The following is a 24,915-nucleotide window of genomic DNA, read 5'->3' as shown; positions in this document are numbered from 1 at the left end:
AAATTTTTAGCCGTGTTTTTTGTTGAAAATTGGTGTTACGAAAACGTTAGGAAAACGTTGTGGAGCACCTATAAAATGGGTGCCCGTTGGGGTTATCAACGGGAAAATTGCAAATTGTTCATAACCATTCAAAAATAATTATAAAATACTGATTATCAATATTTTAATGTAAAATATTAACACCATGTTAATAACAATCGTAAAGCCTTCATGTTGAAAACTTTGTTGAAAACCCAAAGCCCATTTTTTTAATATTCCTCCCTATTTTTTTCATATTTGTTAGTCCCTAGTAATGAGAAATTAATCCAGAATAAACTTAAACGAAGGACATGAGTGCAGTAGAACCCATTTTAGCAGAAAACAAAGACCGCTTTGTTATCTTTCCCATTCAGCATCACGACATTTGGGAATGGTACAAAAAATCGGAAGCCAGTTTTTGGACCGCCGAAGAAATCGATTTACATCAAGATTTAACCGATTGGACCACCAAGCTAAATGACGACGAACGCTATTTTATTAAACACATTTTGGCGTTTTTTGCTGCCAGTGATGGTATCGTAAACGAAAACCTAGCCGAGAATTTTGTGAACGAAGTACAATACTCTGAAGCAAAGTTCTTTTATGGTTTCCAAATCATGATGGAGAACATCCATAGTGAGACCTATTCCTTGCTTATCGACACCTATGTGAAAGATGATAAGGAAAAAGATCAGCTTTTTAATGCCATCGAAAATTTCCCTGCCATTAAGAAAAAGGCAGATTGGGCCCTTAAATGGATAGAAAGTCCAAGTTTTGCAGAGCGATTAATCGCTTTTGCTGCAGTAGAAGGAATTTTCTTCTCAGGTGCTTTCTGTTCCATCTTCTGGTTAAAGAAGCGTGGCCTAATGCCCGGATTAACTTTCTCTAACGAATTAATTTCCCGAGACGAAGGAGTACACTGTGACTTTGCGGTACACTTGCACAACCACCATTTGGTGAACAAAGTGCCAAAAGATCGTATTCGCGGTATCATCGTAGACGCCCTCAACATTGAAAGGGAATTCATTACGGAATCATTGCCTGTAAGCCTTATAGGAATGAATGCGAACCTAATGACCCAATACTTGGAATTTGTCACCGACCGCCTACTCGTTGAATTGGGTTGTGACAAAGAGTACAACACCGCTAATCCATTTGACTTTATGGATATGATATCGCTTCAAGGAAAGACCAACTTCTTTGAAAAGCGTGTTTCAGAATACCAAAAAGCGGGTGTGACCAACAAGGACAAGGAGTCGAATAAAATAAGTTTCGACGCAGACTTTTAAAAGCACTTCCGCTGGCTCCCCAAACGGCGGATTTTATTTTAAAAATTACAAGAACTATACAGCTTTGACTGTATAGGTAGGATTTTTATTAAAAAACACAACTAACACACACCTTAAGAAGTATGAACGTAGTTAAAAGAGACGGCCGCAAGGAACCCGTAATGTTCGACAAGATCACCTCCAGAGTTCGAAAATTATGTTACGGACTAAACCCTTTGGTAGATCCGGTAAAAGTCGCCATGCGAGTTATCGAAGGCCTTTACGATGGGGTAACAACGAGTGAGCTGGATACCTTGGCTGCAGAGATCGCTGCAACCATGACCGTATCCCACCCAGATTATGCAAAACTGGCAGCAAGGATTTCGGTTTCCAACCTGCACAAAAACACTAAAAAGACCTTCTCCGAAGTGATGAAGGATCTTTATGAGTACGTAAATCCGCGTACCGGAAAACCTGCACCACTATTAAGTGATGAGGTATACAAAATTATTGAAGAGAATGCAGATGAATTGGATTCTACCATCATCTATAATCGTGATTTCGGATACGATTATTTCGGATTCAAAACCCTGGAGCGTTCTTATCTATTAAAATTGAACGGGCAAATTGCTGAGCGGCCTCAGCACATGCTCATGAGGGTTTCCATTGGGATTCACTTAAACGATTTGGCAGCGGCCAAGGAAACGTATGAGTTGATGTCGAAGAAGTACTTCACCCATGCGACTCCAACCTTGTTCAACAGTGGAACGCCTAAGCCACAAATGTCTTCCTGTTTCCTATTGACCATGAAGGACGATAGTATTGACGGGATTTACGATACCTTGAAGCAGACCGCAAAGATTTCGCAGTCCGCTGGGGGAATTGGACTATCTATCCACAACATTAGAGCGACAGGATCCTATATTGCAGGAACCAACGGAACCTCTAACGGAATCGTGCCTATGTTGCGTGTGTTCAACGACACGGCACGTTATGTAGACCAAGGAGGTGGAAAGCGTAAAGGAAGTTTCGCTATTTATGTAGAGCCATGGCATGCCGATATTTTCGATTTCTTGGATCTTAAAAAGAACCATGGTAAAGAAGAAATGCGTGCCCGTGATCTGTTCTACGCCATGTGGATTCCAGACTTGTTCATGAAACGGGTTCAGGAAGATGGCGACTGGACGTTGATGTGTCCTAACGAATGTCCAGGATTGTTCGACAGTCATAGCGAAGAGTTCGAGAAACTTTACCTTAAGTACGAAAAGGAAGATAAAGGAAGAAAAACCATCAAGGCTCGTGAGCTTTGGGAGAAGATTTTGGAATCTCAAATTGAAACGGGTACCCCGTACATGCTTTATAAAGATGCGGCCAACCGTAAGAGCAATCAGAAGAACTTGGGAACCATCCGTTCTTCCAACCTTTGTACCGAAATCTTGGAATACACCTCTCCAGACGAAGTAGCGGTTTGTAATTTGGCATCCATCGCCCTGCCAATGTTTATAAAGAATGGGCAGTTCGATCATAAGGAGTTGTTCAAGGTAACCAAGCGGGTAACCAAGAACCTGAACCGAGTCATTGATCGTAATTACTATCCGGTTAAAGAGGCCGAGAACTCCAATTTCCGTCACCGTCCAGTAGGATTGGGGGTACAGGGATTGGCAGACACCTTCATCATGCTGCGTTTACCATTTACTAGCGATGAGGCCAAGAAATTGAACCAAGAGATTTTTGAAACGCTCTATTTTGCTGCCGTAACCGCTTCTATGGAAGAGGCCAAAGTCGATGGTGCGTACGAATCCTATAAAGGTTCGCCGATTGCTGAAGGTAAATTCCAACACAATCTGTGGAACATTAAAGACGAAGAATTGAGCGGACGTTGGGACTGGGGTAAACTGCGTAAGGATGTGAAGAAACACGGAGTGCGTAACTCTTTGTTGGTAGCGCCTATGCCTACAGCTTCTACGTCGCAGATCCTTGGAAACAACGAAGCTTTTGAGCCGTATACATCTAATATCTATACCCGCCGAGTACTTTCTGGTGAGTTCATCGTAGTGAACAAGCACCTATTGGAAGACTTGGTGAAGCTAGGCCTTTGGAATGATGATCTAAAAGAAGAGATCATGCGTGCCAATGGATCCATCCAGCACGTGGATATCATTCCACAAGAATTGAAGGACCTATACAAAACGGTTTGGGAATTGAGTATGAAGGATATTATCGATATGTCCCGTCACAGAGGATACTTCATCGATCAGTCCCAATCCTTGAATCTCTTTATGGAGAACGCCAATATGGCGAAGCTAACATCTATGCATTTCTACGCTTGGAAGAGCGGACTAAAAACAGGTATGTACTACCTGCGTACGAAGAGTGCGGTAGATGCTATTAAGTTCACCTTAAAGAATGAAACCAAGAAAGAACCGGTGGCAGCTACAGCAGCAGCCACGGCACCGGCAATGGCCGAAACGAAGGTGCAAGCCACCTCTGCAGCCAATGACAAACCTTTAACCGCTCAGGAATTGAGGGAGTTGTTGGCCAAGTCCAAAGAAGCTGAGGACGATGAGGATTGCCTAATGTGCGGTTCTTAATTAGACTCTACCCATGGAGTCGACTTTTAAGTGTTAAAATGAAAAAAGGGAGGCCATTGGCCTCCCTTTTTATTTAGCTAATTCTTAGTTAGGAGTTTACAGGATATCTGCGCTTTTGGTGCGCGTATGTTCCACGTAGTACTGTTCCAAAAGCTCCGTAATACCCTCTACAAGATCTTTACATTCCAATATAATGCTGAAGTATAGGGAAGTGTTCTTGGCACTTGCCTCGGGATCTTTGGTACGCTCAATCTGCTTTTCAATTTCGTTGGACAGATAATCCAAAAGGTCCTGTTTTTCTCCAATGATGTTCGGAAGGTTGTCCAAGGTCTGATTGTCAAATTCTGTCTTTATTTTTTGGAAAAGGGTAATGAGTCTGGTTTCGATTTCACTTAAGTCCTTTATCTGGTTGTAGCGCAGACCACGGTGGTTGTTCTTAACGTGCTTATAGCTGGTCTTGGTTATATAATGGAAAGACTGTACAACGTCCTGCAGCGAATCTTGGATCATTAGATAGAACTTACTGGCCGGTGTAGCATCCTCTTCCAGATTCTTAATATAAAAGAACACATGGCTCTTTAAACTATCCATTTCATCGCTCAATTTGTTACTGTATTCGCGGTCGCTCTTAAGTGCTTTAAGATCTTGCTTCGCCAAATGCTTGAAGGTGTTGGAAAGTAACTTGCTTCCCATTTTCATCACCATAGAAACATTACCAGAACTTTCTTCGATAATACCTTTTATGGAAGAGCTTTGTGCTTTCTGTAATCGAATTTCTTCCTTAAATTCCTTGGTGTCTTTGGTACCCTTTACATAGCTGCGTACAATAAGGAATACAGCCAAGGTTAACAATCCTGCTAGGGCATATCCTCCAAATTTGTACAATAGGAAGGCCATGATAGCAGCTGCTACAAATGCGGTGATGGCTGTCATAAACCATCCTCCGATTACACTGATTACCCCAGCTACACGATATACGGCACTATCACTTCCCCAGGCGCGATCCGCTAAAGAAGTTCCCATGGCTACCATAAAGGTTACATAGGTAGTTGAAAGGGGTAATTTCATGCCGGTAGCGATTGAAATAAGCACACTGGCTACTACCAGATTAATGGATGCCCTTACCATATCGAAAGCAGGGGTGTCGGCATTCTTTATTTTAGCTGCGGGAAGCGGCGTAAAATTATTAGTGATACGTCTTTTGGAACCTGCCGGAAGTAAAGAACGGAAGTAGGTGTTAAGCACAATGGCGCCGCGCACTAAATTTTGAGAAAGCCAGTTGGCACGGAAACGTTCTTCGGTTTCGTCTTGGCTGGAAAGGTCTACCGAAGTCTTAACCACCCTACGGGCCTTTTCACTAAACCAAAGGGTAAGTACCATTACAATCCCTGCCAATAGTAATAAATAGGGTTGGGTAGGTACTTTATCGGCCAAGCTTTCCATGCTAAATTCGGAAGCAGGGAGTCCGGAGGCCATCCAACTGTCGTAGGAGTTAAGGGCCGCAATAGGCACCCCGATGAAATTCACCAAGTCATTTCCTGCGAAGGCCATGGCCAATGCAAAGGTTCCTACGATAATAATGAGTTTGTAAATATTGGTTCTAAAGGCCGTAATGACTAAGGCGGAAATACCTGTCCATATTACAGCATTGATGCCTATAAATTGCCATAGGTTGTTTTTGGCCCAAGCGTTAAAGCTTTCGGGCAGGATAGCGGCACTCTTTAATCCTTTAATAATGATGAAGTAGGAAATCGCGGTAATGGCCAATCCGCCAAAGACAGCTGCCATCCAACTCGGTTTCTTTTCAAAATGGAAGGTAAGCAGGTAGCGCGAAACGAACTGTACAAGCGCCCCTATGGTAAATGCTACGACCACCGAGAGCAGTATCCCCAGTATAATCTCTGTGGCTTTTTCAGAGTTAATGTATTCGCCTAACTGAAGAATGGTATCTCCGTTACCGCTAATCTTTATGAGGGAAACACATACCGCGGCTCCCAGCAATTCGAAAACGATCGAAACGGTTGTTGAGGTAGGGAGTCCTAAGGTATTGAAGAAATCCAAGAGCAGGATGTCCGTAATCATCACCGCCATGAATATGATCATGATTTCGTCGAAATAGAACTGTCCGGGAACAAAAATCCCCTTTCGGGCAACCTCCATCATACCACTGGAAGATAAGGCCCCAAAGGCAATACCCACACTGGCAACAATCATAATGGTTCTAAAGGAAATGGCCTTGGATCCTATGGCCGAATTAAGGAAGTTAACTGCATCGTTACTTACACCCACCACCAAATCTGCAATGGCCAAAACTGCCAAAGCGATGAGCATAATCACATATATGTTATCCATAAAAGAGAAGTTATACCAACAGGCAAATTTGAAATTAATTTTCGAGGTCTATGTTAGGTTAATGTTATGTGTTGGATTAGAGGGATGAAATAAAGTGCAGATGAACTCCCATGGGGTAACAAAGACTAAGGTAATGGCGATTAATGTTATCAAATCATAACATTACAAGTGTCTAATAATCAATTAAATAAACATTTAATGTTAACTTAATGTTATGTAAAAGTTGCTTAAGTGTAAAATTAAAGTTATGTTTGTAATGTAATTATTAATTAAATCCATGCAGTTATGAAAAAAATAGTAATGTTATTGGCGATTTTATTAGTAGGTACAGTTTCTTTTGCCCAAGAAGTGCATAAACCTACTTACGAACAAAAAGGAGATCTTATCGAAGCTACCCTATACCATGATAATGGTGTGGTTGCCCAAACCGGTTATTATACCCAAGATAATAAATTGGAAGGGGAATGGATAAGTTATGATACTCATGGAATCAAGACCGCCGAAGCCTACTATAGCAATGGAGAAAAGGTGGGAACTTGGACCTTTTACAATGGAGATACCAAGAAGGAAGTTACCTATGATAATTCACGGATCACCGCTGTAAAAACATGGGAAGTGACCGATACCCGAGTGGTAACAAATTAAAAGACTGCATTTATATTCAATATAATAGAAAAGAGCTCCCATTGGGAGCTCTTTTCATTTTGAGAAATTTAAAGTTAGTTACGAGTCCAACCCGTATTCCAACTATCGTAATCGGCACCGGTACCGTTTCCGTCACCAGAAATGAAATCTGATTCTCCGAAAACGAACTCCGTGTCGTTTTTCATTTTTAATACTACGTCGGTAAAGGTTACATCGGCAGCTAAAAGATCCCCGTCAAGAACTCCTTGACCTGTTGGGCTTTCACCTGTGTTACCGTCTAAGTCAAAACCTTCTTCGTATCCTTGAATCCAAACGTTGCTGAACTGACCCTGTGTACCTGCTCTTAAGCGGATTGCTTCGTTGCCAGTAGCAGAACCTCTTCCCACTACAGTTACGTTGGTAACAGTTGGGTTAGACCAGAATACAGGATTTGAGTTATTTCCGATGTCGGTGTTAAAACCGTCACACTCAAAAGCCTTGTCATGCTCAACTCTGTGCTCTACATATACGTTGGTTAAGTTTCCAGAGAAACCTTCTGTCCAATCTATAGAATCATCTTGAGAACCTATAACAGAAATAAATGAAGCGTTTACCGTTCCACCAAAGAACTCAATACCGTCATCTTTTCCTTCGAAAGCCTGGATGTACTCAACAGTAGTACCGTTTCCAACTCCGTAGAAAGAGAATCCGTTGTTTTCGGAAGAAGCATCAGCCGCTCCACCAGAATATTCAACACGAACATATCGAATAGTCCCAGAACTGTCGCCTGCGTTGCTTCCACCATAAGGAAGACCTCCAATTTCGCTGGTAGAAGTAGCATCTCCTCCAGCCACGGAGTTAATAGGGGCTTTACCCAAAACGATTAATCCTCCCCAGTCACCTGCACCAGGAGTGGCCACATTGGATGTTAAAACAATTGGGTTGCTAGAAGTCCCCTCGGCGTTGATGGTAGCACCTTGCGCGATGGCAATGTATACACCAGCACCAGGGTTGGCTTTAATCACAACACCTGCAGGAATGGTTAGCGTAGTACCTTCGGTCATGACCAAGGCTTCGGTAAGGTTGTACTCTTCACCAATTTCTAGGGTTAGGTTGGTAGTCATGGTTCCTCCAATGTTGTTGTCTTCTGGAGTTTCACCACCACCGTTGTTTCCTCCTTGGTTGTTTTCAATAACAATGGGAGCGGTATCATCGCTTTCACATCCAGTAAAGATGAGTCCAGCGATCGCTAAACTTGCTAATAAAATTCTTGTTTTCATAGGTTTCATTGATATTAGTTTTGTTTAAAATTTGTATTTCAATTGTAGTGCGAGGTTCATTCCTCGTTTATAACTTGATAGGGCGATATCGCCAAATGCCTCTGTTTCTCGAATTCGCTCGATCGTCGGATCCAACAAGTTTTTGGCACTGGCATTCACTTCAAAGTTGTCTCCGATTTTATTCTTCCATACTAAGTCCAACGTGGGAACTGCTTTTTCAATAATGTTTCCAAGCTGTCCCGATCCAATCGCATCTATACGGTCGCTGAAATACGAGAATACCAGGTTCGCCGTAGGCTTATATTTTCCGAAGGTTGGGCTATAGTTAACATCCGCATTAATGATGAATGGCGAAGCACCTTGCAACTCTTCAGTTCTGCCTTCTTCGAAGGTCGTTGTGAACAATCCTTGAGAACTCTTCAAATCCTGCTTGGTATACATATAGGTGGCATTAAGCCCAACACTCAATTCAGATTTTTCATCTTCATTCAGCAATAGATTTTTTCTTAATTCTATTTCGGCCCCAAGTACTTCTGCCTTTTCTCCAGTTCTGAAGAATCGCTGGGTTCCTGTTGCATCGTTGGCAATTACTTTGTTGATAGGATCGTTAATCTGTTTTGCGAAAGCGGCTGCCGAGAAAATTTCACCTTTTCCGAAGAACCATTCGTATTTAAGATCGATGTTGTAGATTTCAGAAAAAGAAGGGTCGTTCAATAAATCAGGATTACCACCCACACGTTGCGTTACGTCCTCGTATACGAATGGGGTTACCTCTTTAAATTCTGGGAAGGAAACTGTTTTGCTAAATGAGAAACGCAGGTTTTGATCCTCGTTCAATCCATATTTAATATTCAAAAAAGGTAAAAGGTAAGTTTCCTCGGTAGATCTAAATCCAGGATCGGTAGGTAATAGGTTAATTACGTCATATACGATGTCCTGTTGCAAAGACTCTACGCGAACTCCGGGAACGATGGTCCAAGTAGTATCAGGTTTGATTTCCGCACTAAGGAAAGCAGCATGAATCCCTAAGGTTCCCTTGTAAGTGTTTTCAGGATTTCCAGGAAAGTTTTCACTTCCAAGTCCGTTGCCCGGATCCAATGGGTTGAATACAAAAGTGTTGTAAACCACTCCCAAGTTTTCGAAAGTGAATACAGAATTGAAATTGTTTACATCTTCTACCGGTGTATTGGCTTCTATCAAGTCATATCCATAACGAACGTTTTCGAACTCACGCTCCTTGGTTCTTCCGTTATAACCAGCATTAAGGGTCAGCTTTTCCGAAGCTTTATAAGAAAAGTTCAAGCGTCCATTAATTTCCTTGTCGTCAATGTCTTGGAAATAACGTTGGTTATCGAATGGAATATTATTGAAAAAGGATGGGTTTGTGTTAGGATCATTGTCCAGTGCCAAGTCGAAACGCTCTAAGCTGATACGCTTACGATCCGGTTGGCGGGAATCAACTACATTATATCCAACACCCCAATCGAAGGTTAGTTTTTCGTCTAATTTATGGGTTCCCAATAATTGGTTTACAAAGATCATGTCTTGATCGAACTGTACGTTCATTTGGTAGAAACCTTGATCCGTGTCTAAGATGGCATCTCGGTTTCTTCCCTGCCCGTCTACTCCGAAATATCCAACCTCGTCACTAGAACTATTGATGAAAAGAGAGTTGTAGCTGAATTTATGGTCGCTATCAAACTTGTAGATGATATTGGCCATGGCTGTTGTAGTGGTAGAATACTCGTAAATCTCGGAAGCATCGAATCGCTTCTTCTCGATGGTCGTAAAGTCTACTGCAGGCCCTTCGCGATATTCAAAATCATTGTCGAAAGAGGCAGTTCCGAAAAGGCTTAGCTTAGAATCGTTTTTGAATGTAAACGAAGTTCCGCCAGACATGCTTCCGGTAAAACGTACTGGGGTTCCTGCATCTTCTGGATCAATTCCATGAGATAGGATTACGGCAAAGGGATTGTTGTCATAACGGTTGTAGAATCCAAATTTTCCCGTTCCTTCGCTTTTAACGAAGTTCTCCCCAACGGATCTTGAATTAAACCCGGATCCCAAATTGATGTCTAGAAATCCCTTACCGGCGTAATCTTTGGCCAGAATATTTACGTTTCCTGCCGAGAAATCCCCAAAGAACTCTCCCGAATATGCTTTGCTTACCGCAACGTTCTGAATAACATCGGAGGAGAACAGGTTAAGGTCCATGTTCTTCTTCTCAATATCATTAGAAGGAAGGGATAGGCCGTTATACGTAGTGTTTAGGTATCGATCTCCCAAACCACGAACGTATACATTGCTTCCGCCTTCCTGTCTGGAGATACCCGAAATTTGAGTAACTGCACCTGCAGCATCACTCACCCCTTTACGGGCAAGTTCGTCGGCACCAATACTTTGCTTAATGGAAACGGCTTTTTTCTGTTCCAGCAATAAAGCCTCCACGCTTTCACGTCGGGTTGTGGTTTTAATAACTACTTGCTCCAACTGTGCGGCACTGGCCCCCATGGGGACATTTACCGTGGTTACCTTGTCAGCTTCCACCGCTACATTTGGGATTTCAACAGTTTCGTAACCCACAAAACTAAATTGAATCGTGTAAGTGCCCACAGCAACATTTTCCAAGGCATATAGTCCATCGAAGTCCGAAGTGGTTCCTTTACTGGTCCCTTTTATAACGATACTGGCAAATGAAAGGGGTTCGTTGTTGTAGTCCTTATCGGTCAGTTTACCAACAATGGAGCCTGTTTGTTGTGCTACTACTGTGGCACTAAAGGATAAAATTATAAGTAGGAATAAATTTCTCATTTGAATATTTAAATTTCTCGCTGCAAAGAAACTTAGACAGTGTAAAGACTGTGTTATCGACAAATTATCCTTAGGTCATTTCAAGGTTAGGGAATTGTTAAGTCCTTAACATTGTAAATTGTGCTGGCGAAAGAGGGTAAAACTCGTATCTTGCCTGTCCATAACGAAAACACTATGATGCAATGGGAGCAGCTCCTTTCGCTACGCCGGCAAGGGGATACCAACAAACGACTTAGAATAGAACAGGATGAAACCCGATTGGGTTTCGAAGTAGATTACGACCGGGTCATTTTTTCTTCTGCTTTTAGAAGCCTCCAGGACAAAACACAGGTCATCCCCATGTCCAAAACCTCCTTTGTGCATACCCGCCTTACCCATAGTTTGGAAGTTTCGGTAGTAGGCCGCTCTTTGGGAAGGGCCGTGGGTAAAAAACTACTGGAACGTCACCCGCACTTACGTGAAACCCATGGGTATCGATTCAATGATTTTGGTGCCATCGTAGCCGCTGCGGCTTTGGCGCATGATATAGGGAATCCTCCCTTTGGGCATAGTGGGGAAAAAGCCATTGGTGACTATTTCCTGAATGGAAAAGGGCAACGGTTTAAAGAGCAACTTTCAGAAAAGGAATACCAGGATTTGGTCGATTTTGAAGGGAATGCCAATGGGTTTAAAATCCTTACTGAAAGCAAGCACGGTGTTGATGGAGGATTGCGATTAAGCTATGCTACTTTGGGAGCCTTCATGAAGTACCCCAAGGAATCCCTGCCTAAAAAGCCCACGAAGCATATCGCGGACAAAAAATATGGGGTGTTTCAAAGCGAAGTACCTTTCTTTAAAGAAGTAGCCGAAGAACTCGGCCTTATTTCCCATGGGCAGAATCGTTATGCGCGTCATCCCTTAACTTTTTTGGTAGAGGCAGCCGACGATATCTGCTACACCATTATCGATTTTGAAGATGGAATCAATCTTGGTTTGATTGAAGAGGAGTTCGCATTGGAGTATCTCATAAAATTGGTGAAGGATACCATTAACCGAGACAAGTACAACAAATTGGAGCGTGCCAGTGATCGCTTGGCATATCTACGTTCTTTGGCTATTAGCACCTTAATACAAGAGGCGGTTTCCATCTTTCTGGAAAATGAGGAGGCCATCCTAAAAGGGGAATTTTCCCACGCATTGTTGGATAAAAGTCAGTATCAAGCTCAGATAAGCGATATCCTTAAAATTTCGATTGAAAAGATATATCAGAGTGCCGAGGTGATCGATAAGGAGATTGCTGGCTATCATATTCTTTCTTCGCTATTGGATGCCTTTACGACGGCTTTTGAAAACAAAAAGAACGGAAATCACAGGCATTACGACGATCTCATTTTGAAGAGCACAGGTATGGATTGGCAACCGACCGACGATACCTATATGTATAACATGAAAGTGTGCTCTTTTATCTCCCAATTGACCGATGGAAAATCTTTACAGATTTTCAATAAAATAGGCGGGAAATTGTAATATTTTCAATGGATACACGACCTTTATTAAAATAAGGTAGTATATTTATAAACTTTTTGCCTAATCCCTTTTTTTCTTAGGTAAAAAGCAATCTTAATTAATTGTTCATCATAAACTTAAAGACTATGAAAAAATTACTTTACCTGTTTGCCTTCCTTACGGTGGGTATAGCAGGAGCTCAAGACTACGCGCCTGTGATTGAGTCTTACATGAGCAGCAATCGTGCCGCTTATGGATTGACAGCACAAGACGTGGAAGCGGTATCGATTCTGTCCCACGGTACATCCAAAAGCATGAATCTAGAAAATGTATATGCTAACCAGCAGTATGGCGGGATCGATGTATTCAATTCCACTTCTAGTTTTGCAGTACGAAACGGACAAGTGGTATATGCTGCCACTCCGTCTTTTGTAGCAAATCTTGCAAGCAAGGTTAACACGACAAGTCCTTCATTGGATCCTGAGGCTGCAATTAACAGTGCCGTATCTCAATTGTCGTTAAGCACTCCTACTTCATTGGAGTTGCTGAATGTTGAAGGAAACAAGTATTTGTATTCTGGTGGAGGAATCTCTTCTCTGGAAATCCCCGTTACTTTGGTGTATCAACCGCTGGAGAACAATACCGTACGTTTAGCTTGGGATTTAAGTATTTACCTGTTAGATTCTAGTCATTACTACAATGTTCGTGTAGACGCTATTACCGGACAGTTGTTAGAAACTATGGATTTGGTGGTAAGTTGTGATTTCGGTCCAGGTGAGCACTCACATTCTGGTGAGGCTCCTGTAGAAAGCATCCTATTTAAGAAAAACGCTGCTCCACAAATGGATCTAGAGGTTGCTGATGTAGGAGAATACCGAGTGTTCCCAATTCCATTCAGAAACCCAGACAACCACGGATCTACCAATGGAGAATTGGTGGCGGATCCAGACGATGCTACGGCTTCTCCTTTCGGATGGCATGATACCGATGGTGTTGACGGAGCTGAGTTTACTATTACAAGAGGAAACAACGTTTGGGCTCAGGAAGATGCCGACGGTAACGACGGTACAGGATTCGCTCCCGATGGAGGCGCTTCCTTGATCTTCGATTTCGATTACAACCTTCCAGCACAGCCAGTAGATTTCCAATCTGCAGCTATCACTAACTTGTTCTACTGGAATAACGTTTGTCATGATGTTACATATCACTACGGATTCGACGAAGAGAATGGTAACTTCCAAGAAGATAACTACGGGAACCCAGGAAATGGAAGTGACTCTGTAAATGCAGATGCGCAAGATGGATCTGGATTCAACAATGCAACTTTCGGTACTCCTCCAGATGGTGCTAACCCAAGAATGACGATGTTCCTTTGGAATGCACTTATTACAGGAGATATCCTTACTATTAACGAAGGACCGCTAACGGGGCCACACGAAGGTGTAGCTGCTGGATTCGGTGCGCCGATCCCAGTACCACCATTAACTGAAGATATCGTTGTTGTTATCGATGACGATAGTGGTGGAACTTCTTCAGACCCTAATGATGCTTGTGATGTGATTACAAACGGAACTGACTTAAACGGAAAGATTGCTATCTTGAATAGAGGATCCTGTGAGTTTGGTACGAAGGCTCTTAATGCTCAAAACGCAGGAGCTATTGCCGTAATTGTTAAGTATATCCCTACCGATGGTGGAGCTGTGTATCCTTTCGAAATGGCACCTGGTGCTGATGGTGGTTCTGTAACCATTCCTGCTTTCTTGGTACCTGAAGCTGTTGGAGATGCAATTATTGCAGACATTAACGCTAATGGGCCATTAAACGGTACTATCGACGGAACCAACGTTGGAGGATTTGTTGATGGTGACCTAGATAACGAAATCATTATTCACGAATATGCGCACGGTGTTTCCAACCGTTTCACAGGAGGTCCTGTTAACGTAAGCTGTTTGAACAACACTGAGCAAATGGGTGAAGGATGGAGTGACTACCTTGCATTGGTAATGACTATGCAAACTGGTGATACAGGTGCGGACATTAGAGGTCTAGCATCCTACGCTTCTCAAAACCCTGCTGGTATTCGTCCAACGGCTTATAGTACAGATATGGCTATAAACGGTGCTACCTATGGAGACATTGGCGGATTGTCCATTCCTCACGGTGTAGGATATGTGTGGGCAACCATGCTATGGGATATGACATGGGCATTTGTAGATCAGTATGGATTCGATCCAGATATTTATAATGGAACTGGAGGTAACAATATCGCCTTCCAATTGGTAATGGACGGAATGAAACTACAGGTATGTAGCCCAGGTTTCGTAGACGGACGTGATGCAATTCTTCAGGCAGACCAATTGGCCAATGCGGGTGCTAACCAGTGTTTAATCTGGGAGGTTTTCGCTAATCGTGGATTAGGAGCCAGTGCAGATCAAGGAAGTGCCGGTTCGGTTGTAGACGGAACTGAGGCATTCGACTTGCCTTCTGAGTGTACTGGAGGTTTAGGAGATAACAACTTCGACAATAACTTTAACATCGCTCCGAACCCATCCAATGGTGAGATCAATATTAGCTCTATCGTAAGCTTAGGTACTACTAAAGTGTCTATCTTCGATATGAATGGAAGAAAAGTATTCTCTCAAGATCTTGAGTTAGGAAACAGAGCTTCCATCGATGCTACGAATTTGAATACGGGTATCTATATAATTAAGATTGATGGTGGTAACTACTCCCACACTTCAAAGTTGATTATCAGATAATCGTTATAAACGAATAAATAGAAAAGGCCTTTCGAAAGAGAGGCCTTTTTTTATAGGTACTTTTTTAGGGTTGAAAGGATGTGTTCTGAAGATATCCTGGTAAGGTCTTGCAATTGTTGTATGGAACCATGTTCTGGAAAGCTGTCTGGTAACCCTACAATTTCCAAGGTGTTTTTATAGCCGTTCTTAGCAGCAAATTCGGCTATGGCCGACCCAAACCCTCCAGCGGCTACGCCGTCCTCCAAAGTGACAATCGTAGCATGCGATTCGAAAATGCTGTGCAATAAGGATTCGTCCAAAGGCTTTAAAAAGCGCATGTCGTAATGGGAAACGGAATCCTGAACGGCAGGGTTCAATGCTTCAATGGCTTCGGTTGCATTATTTGCAATGAATCCTAGGGATAATAGGGCGATGTCGCTTCCGCCTTTTAGTAGCTCGCCTTTTCCTAGTTCCAATGGGGAAAACTCTTGTTTCCAATCCACGATTTTACCCCTTCCCCTAGGATAGCGTATGGCGATGGGTTGGTTAATTCCCAACTGTACGGTATACAGAATATTTCGTAGTTCTACGGCATTTCTAGGAGCACAAATGGTAAGGTTGGGAATGCACCTTAGATAGGCCAAATCGAAAATCCCATGATGTGTGGCTCCGTCTTCACCCACCAATCCGGCTCGATCCAAACAGAAAACAACCGGGAGGTTTTGCAAGCAAACATCGTGAATCACTTGATCGTAGGCGCGCTGTAAAAAAGTTGAATAGATATTACAGTAGACGATCATTCCCTGTGTCGCCAATCCAGCTGCTAGGGTAACGGCATGTTGTTCTGCAATCCCTACATCGAATGCCCGATCCGGAAACGCTTCCATCATATATTTTAAGGAACTTCCTGTGGGCATGGCAGGAGTAATCCCCATAATCTTTTCGTTTTGTGAAGCCAATTCAACGATCGTCTTACCGAAAACATCCTGAAACTTCGGCGGTAAACCGTTGCTCGATTTAGGAATGAGATCCCCAGTTTTAGCATCGAATTTACCGGGCGCATGATATTTCACTTGGTCTTCTTCGGCTTGTCGTAGTCCTTTCCCTTTTTTCGTGATAACGTGCAGTAGTTTGGGGCCGTCGACATGCTTTAGGCGTTCCAGTTCGGAAAGTAATTGCTCTAGATTGTGACCGTCTACGGGACCGGAATAATTGAAATTCAACGCCTCGAAGATGTTGTCGCTATCCGGTGCATTGTCTAAGGTTACTTTGGTAAGATAATCCTTAAGGGCTCCTACGCTGGGGTCGATACCTATCGCATTGTCATTAAGGATGACCAAAAGATTGGTTCGGGTAACCCCAGCATGATTTAATGCCTCGAAAGCCATTCCGCTCGCAATAGAGGCATCACCTACCACCGCAATATGTTGCCGTTTTGTATTTCCCTGCAGTTGGGCGGCTATCGCCATTCCCAGCGTGGCCGATATGGCTGTGCTGCTATGACCGACTCCAAAAGTGTCATAGGGACTTTCGGCCCGTTTTGGGAATCCGCTAATGCCTCCCAATTGGCGATTCGTGTGAAAAACGTCCTTTCTTCCCGTTAGAATTTTATGGCCATAGGCTTGATGACCTACATCCCACACCAATAAGTCTTCCGGGGTGTTAAAAATGTAGTGTAAGGCTATGGTAAGTTCAACCACGCCCAAACTAGCACCCAAATGCCCCTCTTTTACAGCTACGATATTGATAATAAACTCCCTGAGCTCCTGTGCGAGCTGGGGAAGGTCTTTGCGATTTAGGCTTCGAAGATCTTCCGGGAGATGGATTCTAGAAAGTAGGTTGTCTTTCACGTATCAAAGATACAGCTATTGCCAATTTGTTGCTTCAATTTGGCTCCGGATTAAATAAAATGGGTAGCGGGTAAATAACACTTACTGCTTCATTTTTTAGTTTTCCGGGAACGAATTTTGGGAGGCAGTTGATGATTTCCAATGTATAGTGTTCGATTTCATCGTACTGAGCCCGAATTTGGATTTGGGATACTTCCCCCGTTTTTTCAATGACGAAACGAACAATGATTCGTTGGCGACCATAGAACTTTGTGCTGTTGAAAATGGAGGTGTCGAAGTTTGTGGTTATGAATTCCTTGATTTGAAGTTGCAATTCTTCGGGATCGTTGGAGCGGAGCGGTTTGTGTTTAAAATAGGGTAGGGAATCTATCTGGTAGATGTTATACGGTTCTTGTGGCGGCATTGGATTCCAGGGCCCACATGCAATGATGGTGGCTTTCTCTTTTTCGTCTTTTCCTTGTTGGGCTATTTCAGAAGATTGAGAAAAGGCGAGGTTGTAGAAAGTAAGTAAAATGAAAAGTAGTGATGGTCGCATTTTGATCCTTTTGATATGGGGCATCAATTTTAATGCCCAACTTTTCAGTATACATTATTTGTACCTTTGCTGGCATGATTCAACCGTACGATGACGCATATTTTATGAAACGCGCCTTACAAGAAGCTGAGGCTGCTTTCGAAAAAGGGGAAGTTCCAGTAGGAGCTGTGATTGTGGTAAACAATCAGATTATTGCAAGGGCCCATAATCTTACCGAAACCTTAAACGATGTCACTGCCCATGCCGAGATGCAAGCCATTACTGCTGCTGCCAATTATATAGGTGGAAAGTATCTTATAGATTGTACCCTCTATGTGACGTTAGAGCCCTGTCAAATGTGTGCGGGAGCCCTTTATTGGAGTCAGATTTCAAAAATAGTATATGGAGCTAAGGATGAACAACGCGGTTGTACCGTTATGGGAACGCAATTACATCCCAAAACCAAAATGATGGGAGGTATTATGGAAGAAGAGGCAGCGCAATTGCTCAAACGCTTTTTTGTTGAAAAAAGGAATTTAAACTAAAAAACCCGCTTTGAGAGCGGGCTTTGAGTCTGGCAAGCGTATTATATCTTATTCGTATACTACCCTGATTTTCGTTGCGACCATTCCTTTTCTCCCCTCTGTTTCCTCATACTCCACTTTGTCGCCTTCGTTTATAGCTTCTCCGTTTAGACCGGTAACGTGTACAAAAATGTCTTTTCCTGTTTCGTTGTTGGTGATAAAGCCATACCCTTTGGACTCGTTAAAAAACTTTACTGTTCCTTCCATCGTAAAAAATAATAATTAATAATAATGAGTAAAGGTACGCTAATTATATTTTCGAATGTTAAGAAAATATCACTATTTTAAAAAAAGTGGCTGATTTACAGTTTTTTCTGGTCACCTTCATCCATCATTTTTTCGATGTTTTCTTTCGTAAGCATATAGTCCTTAACGTTTTTACCCTTCCAGCGATGGTAGATAAATAGGGGCATCCAAACAAAAAACAGGGCGGCTACGGAGATCCCGATGCAAAACTCCCCTGTTTTATAGTCTTCAGGTTTTATGTAGTAGCCATATCCAAGAGTAGCGACTATTCCTACAAATATGATAATTAAGAATATTCGCATGGCTTACCTCTTATAAGTTCAATTGTAAGTTGAGCTCTTGTAATTGAGCTTCATCTATAGGAGCAGGGGCATCGATCATGACATCCCTTCCTGCATTGTTCTTAGGGAATGCTATAAAGTCGCGGATGGTTTCCTGTCCGCCCAAAATAGCTACCAGTCGGTCAAGTCCGAAGGCAATTCCACCATGGGGAGGCGCTCCATATTGGAAGGCATCCATAAGGAATCCAAATTGCGCTTTGGCCTCTTCTTCGCTAAAGCCTAAATAGTCGAACATTTTGCTTTGTATTTCCTTATCGTGAATACGAATGGAACCTCCTCCAATTTCATTTCCGTTTAAAACCAAGTCATACGCATTGGCCTTTACATCGCCGGGCTGGGTTCTTAGCAATTCCATCTGTCCCGGTTTTGGCGAAGTAAACGGGTGGTGCATGGCATGGAATCGTTCGGTTTCCTCGTCCCATTCCAATAATGGGAAATCTACTACCCATAGGGGAGCAAATTCATCAGGTTTCCGAAGTCCCAATCGTTCTGCCAATTCCATACGTAAGGCACTTAGTTGTGCTCGTACTTTGTTGGTGTCTCCAGAAAGCACACAGATTAAATCTCCTGGCTGTGCTCCTGTTGCTTCCGCCCAACGGGCAAGATCTTCCTGATCGTAGAATTTGTCTACAGAAGATTTATACGTGCCATCTTCGTTGCATCTACAGTAAACCATTCCTAAGGCACCAATCTGCGGGCGTTTTACCCAATCGATCAATTTGTCGATTTCTTTACGGGTAAAACTATTGGCACCGGGAACCGCGATTCCTACGACTAATTCAGCAGCGTTGAATACATTGAAATTTCTGTGCTGCGCCACTTCATTGAGTTCGCCGAATTTCATTCCAAATCGGATATCCGGTTTGTCATTTCCATAGGTACGCATGGCATCGTCATAGGTCATTCTTGGGAATTCACCTATTTCCACTCCTTTTATCTCTTTTAGGAGGTGGCGTGTAAGCCCTTCGAAGGTTTGTAGGATATCCTCTTGCTCTACAAAGGCCATTTCGCAGTCAATCTGGGTAAACTCCGGTTGTCTGTCTGCTCTTAGGTCTTCATCGCGGAAACACTTTACAATCTGGAAATAGCGATCCATTCCCCCAACCATCAAGAGTTGCTTAAAGGTTTGTGGAGATTGTGGAAGTGCATAGAACTGTCCTTCGTTCATTCTACTTGGCACCACAAAGTCACGGGCTCCTTCGGGAGTAGACTTAATGAGGTAAGGCGTCTCAACTTCCACGAAATTCTTTCCAGAAAGATAGTTGCGCACCGCCATGGTCACGGTATGTCTAAAAACGAGGTTTTCGCGCACTGGATTTCTGCGAATATCCAGATAACGGTACTTCATTCTTACGTCTTCTCCACCATCGGTTTCGTCTTCAATTGTGAAGGGAGGTGTAAGGGATTCGTTCAATAAAATGAGCTCAGAGACCAAAATTTCGATGTCACCCGTAGGCATATTTGGGTTTTTAGACTCCCTTTCTATGACTTTTCCGGTCACTTGTATCACAAATTCCCTTCCCAATTCTGAGGCTATTTTCATCACCTCTTGGGTGGTTCTTTCCTCATCGAATATCAATTGGGTAATGCCATAACGGTCCCTTAGATCTACCCAGATCATGAACCCTTTATTTCTTGTTTTTTGGACCCAACCGGACAGTGTAACTGTCTCATTTATATGTTCGGAACGAAGTTCGCCGTTATTGTGTGTTCTATACATTTTATTCTTTTCAAAAAGGAAGGTGCAAATTTAAAAAGATTATCGGGGATAACCTTGTAATTATTAAAAGAAGCAAATCATAATTAACATCCTTCTAATCGAAACCGTAATTTTGAATGATTCTATTGAAAAAAAATAGGTTTTTCTTTGGTTTAAGTGAAGAATTACTACTATTTTCGAACGATTAACAAAAACTTAATAATTATGAAACAAACCAACTTTAATTACAGGGTATTCCTGTTTTTATTGCTTTTTCCTTGTTTCGTATTTGCGCAGAATACGGTGACTGGAAAAGTGAGTGCAGAAAATGGTGACCCCGTTCCTTTTGCGAACGTGATCGAAAAGGGGACCACCAATGGTACCACAACAGATTTCGATGGGACTTATTCTATTGATGTTTCTGGGTTTCCAGCAACATTAGAATTCTCATCTCTTGGGTATACTACGGTAGAGCAGCAGGTATCTGCTTCGGGCGCTGTAGATGTAACCCTTTCCGAAGCTGCCCAAGCATTGGAAGAAGTTATTATTACGGGTCTTGGTACCTCCATTAAACGAGCTAATGCTGCGAACGCAGTTTCCTCAGTTTCTGCCGAAGAATTGGTTGGGACAACAGGTCAAACTACCGTGGATGGAGCACTTTACGGTAAGGTAACCGGGGTTAACATTACAGCCTCTTCGGGTGCACCGGGGGGTGGATTTGCATTACGTCTTCGTGGTATTTCTTCCATTAATGGGAATAACCAGCCACTTATCATTGTGGATGGAGTGTATGTAAACAATGTGGAGATTCCTTCGGGTCTTCGTTTTGCTTCAGGAGCAAACCGTCCTAACGAAGAAAATGCCGCTAACCGTTTGGCAGATTTAGATCCGAATGACATTGAGGATATTGAAATCCTTAAAGGTTCTTCTGCTGCAGCTATCTATGGACAGCGAGGTAACGCAGGGGTTATTATCATTACGACCAAAAGAGGTAGTCGTGGTAAAACTAAGATCAATTTTGCTCAGGATGTAGGTATTCAGGTAATTGCCAATCCACTTGGATTACGTCCTTGGACAGCGCAGTCTGTAGAAGATGTATTTGGACCAGACGAAAGAGCAAAGTATGAGGCCGTTATTAATGCTAGAGGAGAGTTGTATGATTACGAAGATATCATCTATGGTGAAACTGGATTTATTACCGAAACACGTTTAAGTGCTTCTGGTGGTGATGAAAAAACCAAGTTCTATGTAGGTGGGGGATTCCGTGACGAAGCAGGTATCATTAAGAATACCGGATTCGATCGTTTGTCTTTAAGAGCCAACATTGATCACAAAATATCTAATACGTTTGATGTTACTTCTACCAGTAATTATGTGAGAAGTAATTCAAGTCGTAGTTTTACGGGTAACGAGAACGAAGGTGGTTTGAGTTATGGTTATAACTTGGCGTTTACGCGTCCTTGGAATAACTTATTCCCAGATGCACAAGGAAACTACCCATTTAACCCAACTTTTGCTGGTAACCCAGTATTTGTAAGGGATAAAGCAATTAACGAAGATTCTAACAACCGTTTCATTCAAGGTTTAACTGTAAACACGAAGATTTTAACTACAGACAAAAACCGTGTGAAGTTAATTACAAGTGCGGGTGTAGATTATTTATCCAACGAAACGTATGTATACGTTCCAGAGACACACCAGTCACATCCCGATCCAGATAATCCAGGATTTATTGCTGTTGGTAACAACAATTTCACCCAATTCAATGCTCAGGCAATCGGGGTTTGGAATTACAACGCCAGTACAGATCTTGCTTTAACTACCCAAGCGGGTATGACATACCTTTACCAAGATTTCGACAATGTATTAACTACAGGTTCTGGATTGTTAGCAGGACAGACCAATGTGGATAACTCTGCAGTACAAGCTATCTTCCAGACCAAACAAAGAGAGCAAGATTTCGGTATGTTCGGTCAAGTAGAAGCGAACTATAAAGATCAATTCATCGCTACGGTTGGATATCGTTTAGATAAATCGACTCGAAATGGAGATCCGAATGAATACTATGGATTCCCTAAAGCTTCCTTGGCAGTGAACCTAGCCAATATGGATTTTTGGACTGTTGATGCCTTAAATCAAGTTAAGCTTCGTGCTGCATACGGAGAAACAGGTAACCCAGCTCAGTTTGGTTCTACCTTCACCAGTTATGTGAGTACGACCATTGGAGGGCCAGCAGGTCAAACATTGGGAGGATTAAAAGGAGATCCAGATGTACAGCCAGAAACTGCTCGTGAGTTTGAATTTGGTTTGGATTTAGGAGTTTTGGATAGTAGAATCAACTTGGAAGCTACTTACTATAACAAGCAAGTAGACGATCTTATCTTGACAAGAACATTACCAGGATCTTCAGGATTTACACAGGAAAGAACAAACCTTGCAGATCTTAAGAATACAGGGGTTGAATTAGCGGTGACCGCCGATGTTTTCCAATCTGAGGACTTCGCTTGGAATACAAGAGTACAGTGGTACAAGAACACGTCTGAGGTAACTCGTTTGGACGTTCCTGCATTTGCTCAGCCAGGTGCTGGTTTCGGTACAGGTCTTGGAACATTCTTCATCGAAGAAGGTCAGCCAGTAACTCAGTTGGTAGGTAACATTGATGGTGAACTTCAGCAAGTAGGTGATGTAGAGCCAGATTTCCAAATGGCTTGGAGTAATAATATCACTTTATTCCAGGATTGGGATCTTTCCTTCCTATTCCAAATGAAAGAAGGGGGTGATAACCTTAACCTTTCTAGATTCCTTACCGACTTGGGGCAAACGTCCGAAGATTTGGAAACTCCAGAAGGTCAAGCGCGTCTTGCTTCTCCAACCAATGCACTTCGTTTTATAGAAGATGCTAGTTACATTAGACTTCGTGAAGCTGCCCTTTACTATAACGTACCAAGCAAATTTGTTGAGAGTGTGTTTGGAGGAAATGTTGAAGGTGTAAGAATGGGTGTTTCTGGTAGAAATATCTTTACTATTACAGACTACAGTAGCTACGATCCTGAAACATCTGTTAACGGTGGTGCGGGACTATCCAGTGGTATTGAGGTGACTCCGTTCCCGAGTGCGACTCAGGTTTATTTCCACCTTAATGTTAACTTTTAATAAAAATGAATATGAAAAATATAATCAGAAATATAACATTAGTTGGGATGACAACCGCAGCGTTGTTCGTAACTTCCTGTACCTTCGAAGAAGTGGTAGATCCCAATGGGCCTAGTGTTGATGGTGTACAATCTGAAGCATCCATAGGTCAGCTGAATGAATTGGTAGTTGGAGTGGAATCTTCTGCCCGTAATGGTATTGCCATTGAGACCACTGCGAGTGGAACTATGGCGAGAGAATTATATCTTTTCGATGCGGATCCTCGTAATACAGGGGATTTACTAGGAAAGAATGGAATCGGGTTAGATAATAACTCTTTCTATAGTACAGCACAGTGGAACGGTAGCTACCGTTGTATTAAAAATGCTAACCTTTTAATTAGTGCAGCCAATAATACAAGTGCTATCACCAATGGTGAGAGAAATGGATATCTTGGTTTTGCTAAAACCATTATCGCATATGAATTAATCCAAATGGCGAAGTCGTATGGACAGGCCAGAGTGGACGTTGCAGATGAGGAAAATTTAGGACCTATTGTTGGAGAGGCTGAAGTATTAGCCGCTGCCCGTAACATGCTGAATGAAGCTAATAACGAGCTTAACAGTGGTACGTTCTTGTTCTCATTAAGTGCAGGTTTTGATGGATTTGATACAGCAGGAACTTTTAGTCAGTTCAACCGCGCGGTAGCTGCTATGGCAGCAGTATATGCGGGTGATGGTCCAGGTGCACTTAGTGCCTTGGGAGGTTCACACTTTAACCTGAACGGAGATTTATCGAATGGTCCAAAGCATTTGTTTGCTCCAGGAGGAAATGACGCTCTTAATGGATTGTTCAAGTTGCCATCTACTTCGGTTGAGGATCAAAACAACGGTGATCAAATTATCGTTCACGATAGCTGGATCAATGATGCAGAAGCGGGAGATTTAAGAGTTGCCGCTAAATCAGCACCAAGACCAGACCCATCGGCTTCTTTGGATGACTTAACAGGTACACACGAAACTCGTTTGTACGGATCCAGTACTGACTTTATCGATTTCATTAGAAACGAGGAGTTGGTCTTGATCTATGCAGAAGCCAGTATTTTGGCAGGTAACCTAGGAAATGCTGAAAATGGGTTGAATGTTATTCGTAATGCTGCAGGCCTTGCAAACTACAGTGGAGACACTTCTGCTGCAGGACTTACCAACGAAATGTTGAACCAAAGACGTTATTCTTTATGGTGTGAAAACCACAGAATGTACGATATGCGTCGTTACGGTCGTTCTGGCACATTGCCAATAGATCGTGCAGGGGATCAGGTGTTCAATCAACTTCCTGTGCCATTGGCCGAAGAAAACTAAGAATTATATCTTCTTACATAA

General features: G+C 42.6%; 16 protein-coding genes. 8 read left to right on the top strand and 8 right to left on the bottom strand.

Features of this window, described 5'->3' with window-relative positions; all coding sequences use genetic code 11:
• The first annotated feature begins 329 nt into the window (after positions 1-329).
• Both POV27_RS17995 and POV27_RS17990 read left to right on the top strand, forming a co-directional pair.
• Positions 330-1,307, top strand: a complete 978-nt coding sequence (locus tag POV27_RS17995; RefSeq protein ID WP_272864183.1) for a ribonucleotide-diphosphate reductase subunit beta — start codon at positions 330-332, stop codon at positions 1,305-1,307.
• 122 nt (positions 1,308-1,429) lie between these two features.
• Entirely contained in the window at positions 1,430-3,877 is a 2,448-nt protein-coding gene (locus POV27_RS17990) for a ribonucleoside-diphosphate reductase subunit alpha (protein ID WP_272864182.1), read from the top strand.
• Between the two features lie 96 nt (positions 3,878-3,973).
• On the opposite strand, the gene POV27_RS17985 is transcribed toward POV27_RS17990, so the two are convergent.
• Complete coding sequence (locus POV27_RS17985) at positions 3,974-6,229, bottom strand: inorganic phosphate transporter (RefSeq protein ID WP_272864181.1); 2,256 nt, start codon at positions 6,227-6,229, stop codon at positions 3,974-3,976.
• A gap of 285 nt (positions 6,230-6,514) precedes the next feature.
• Between POV27_RS17985 and POV27_RS17980 the strand changes: the two genes are divergently transcribed.
• The gene (locus POV27_RS17980) at positions 6,515-6,874 is read left to right on the top strand and encodes a toxin-antitoxin system YwqK family antitoxin (protein WP_272864180.1); all 360 of its coding nucleotides are present in this window, start codon (positions 6,515-6,517) and stop codon (positions 6,872-6,874) included.
• A gap of 74 nt (positions 6,875-6,948) precedes the next feature.
• On the opposite strand, the gene POV27_RS17975 is transcribed toward POV27_RS17980, so the two are convergent.
• Positions 6,949-8,133 carry a multidrug transporter gene (locus POV27_RS17975; RefSeq protein ID WP_272864179.1) on the bottom strand — a complete coding sequence of 395 codons (1,185 nt, stop codon included), beginning with the start codon at positions 8,131-8,133 and terminating at the stop codon, positions 6,949-6,951.
• A 24-nt stretch (positions 8,134-8,157) separates the two neighbouring features.
• Positions 8,158-10,944, bottom strand: coding sequence for a TonB-dependent receptor (locus tag POV27_RS17970; RefSeq protein ID WP_272864178.1), 2,787 nt, complete (start codon positions 10,942-10,944; stop codon positions 8,158-8,160).
• A gap of 177 nt (positions 10,945-11,121) precedes the next feature.
• On the opposite strand from POV27_RS17970, the gene POV27_RS17965 reads away from it, so the two are divergent.
• Positions 11,122-12,450, top strand: coding sequence for a deoxyguanosinetriphosphate triphosphohydrolase (locus POV27_RS17965; RefSeq protein ID WP_272864281.1), 1,329 nt, complete (start codon positions 11,122-11,124; stop codon positions 12,448-12,450).
• Positions 12,451-12,575: 125 nt separating this feature from the next.
• Positions 12,576-15,188 carry a T9SS-dependent M36 family metallopeptidase gene (locus POV27_RS17960; RefSeq protein ID WP_272864177.1) on the top strand — a complete coding sequence of 871 codons (2,613 nt, stop codon included), beginning with the start codon at positions 12,576-12,578 and terminating at the stop codon, positions 15,186-15,188.
• 50 nt (positions 15,189-15,238) lie between these two features.
• Here the strand turns inward: POV27_RS17960 and POV27_RS17955 are convergent, their stop codons facing one another.
• Together POV27_RS17955 and POV27_RS17950 are read right to left on the bottom strand one after the other, a co-directional pair.
• Positions 15,239-17,017 carry a 1-deoxy-D-xylulose-5-phosphate synthase gene (locus POV27_RS17955; protein ID WP_272864176.1) on the bottom strand — a complete coding sequence of 593 codons (1,779 nt, stop codon included), beginning with the start codon at positions 17,015-17,017 and terminating at the stop codon, positions 15,239-15,241.
• A 34-nt stretch (positions 17,018-17,051) separates the two neighbouring features.
• Positions 17,052-17,552 (bottom strand): energy transducer TonB, encoded by a 501-nt coding sequence (locus POV27_RS17950; protein ID WP_272864175.1) that lies wholly within the window; start codon positions 17,550-17,552, stop codon positions 17,052-17,054.
• A 74-nt stretch (positions 17,553-17,626) separates the two neighbouring features.
• On the opposite strand from POV27_RS17950, the gene POV27_RS17945 reads away from it, so the two are divergent.
• Entirely contained in the window at positions 17,627-18,076 is a 450-nt protein-coding gene (locus tag POV27_RS17945) for a nucleoside deaminase (protein WP_272864174.1), read from the top strand.
• Positions 18,077-18,124: 48 nt separating this feature from the next.
• On the opposite strand, the gene POV27_RS17940 is transcribed toward POV27_RS17945, so the two are convergent.
• The 3 genes from POV27_RS17940 to aspS form a co-directional block, all read right to left on the bottom strand.
• Positions 18,125-18,322: a cold-shock protein gene (locus POV27_RS17940; protein WP_272864173.1), complete on the bottom strand. Its 198-nt coding sequence runs from the start codon at positions 18,320-18,322 to the stop codon at positions 18,125-18,127.
• 95 nt (positions 18,323-18,417) lie between these two features.
• Positions 18,418-18,663: a hypothetical protein gene (locus POV27_RS17935; protein ID WP_272864172.1), complete on the bottom strand. Its 246-nt coding sequence runs from the start codon at positions 18,661-18,663 to the stop codon at positions 18,418-18,420.
• 10 nt (positions 18,664-18,673) lie between these two features.
• Positions 18,674-20,422 carry an aspartate--tRNA ligase gene (aspS, locus tag POV27_RS17930; RefSeq protein WP_272864171.1) on the bottom strand — a complete coding sequence of 583 codons (1,749 nt, stop codon included), beginning with the start codon at positions 20,420-20,422 and terminating at the stop codon, positions 18,674-18,676.
• 204 nt (positions 20,423-20,626) lie between these two features.
• Between aspS and POV27_RS17925 the strand changes: the two genes are divergently transcribed.
• Positions 20,627-23,554: a SusC/RagA family TonB-linked outer membrane protein gene (locus POV27_RS17925; protein ID WP_272864170.1), complete on the top strand. Its 2,928-nt coding sequence runs from the start codon at positions 20,627-20,629 to the stop codon at positions 23,552-23,554.
• An 11-nt stretch (positions 23,555-23,565) separates the two neighbouring features.
• Complete coding sequence (locus POV27_RS17920; RefSeq protein ID WP_272864169.1) at positions 23,566-24,894, top strand: RagB/SusD family nutrient uptake outer membrane protein; 1,329 nt, start codon at positions 23,566-23,568, stop codon at positions 24,892-24,894.
• The last annotated feature ends 21 nt before the right edge of the window (positions 24,895-24,915 follow it).

Source organism: Aureisphaera galaxeae, assembly GCF_028561275.1.
Lineage (GTDB): Bacteria > Bacteroidota > Bacteroidia > Flavobacteriales > Flavobacteriaceae > Aureisphaera > Aureisphaera galaxeae.
This window is presented reverse-complemented; position numbering and strand designations above follow the sequence as displayed.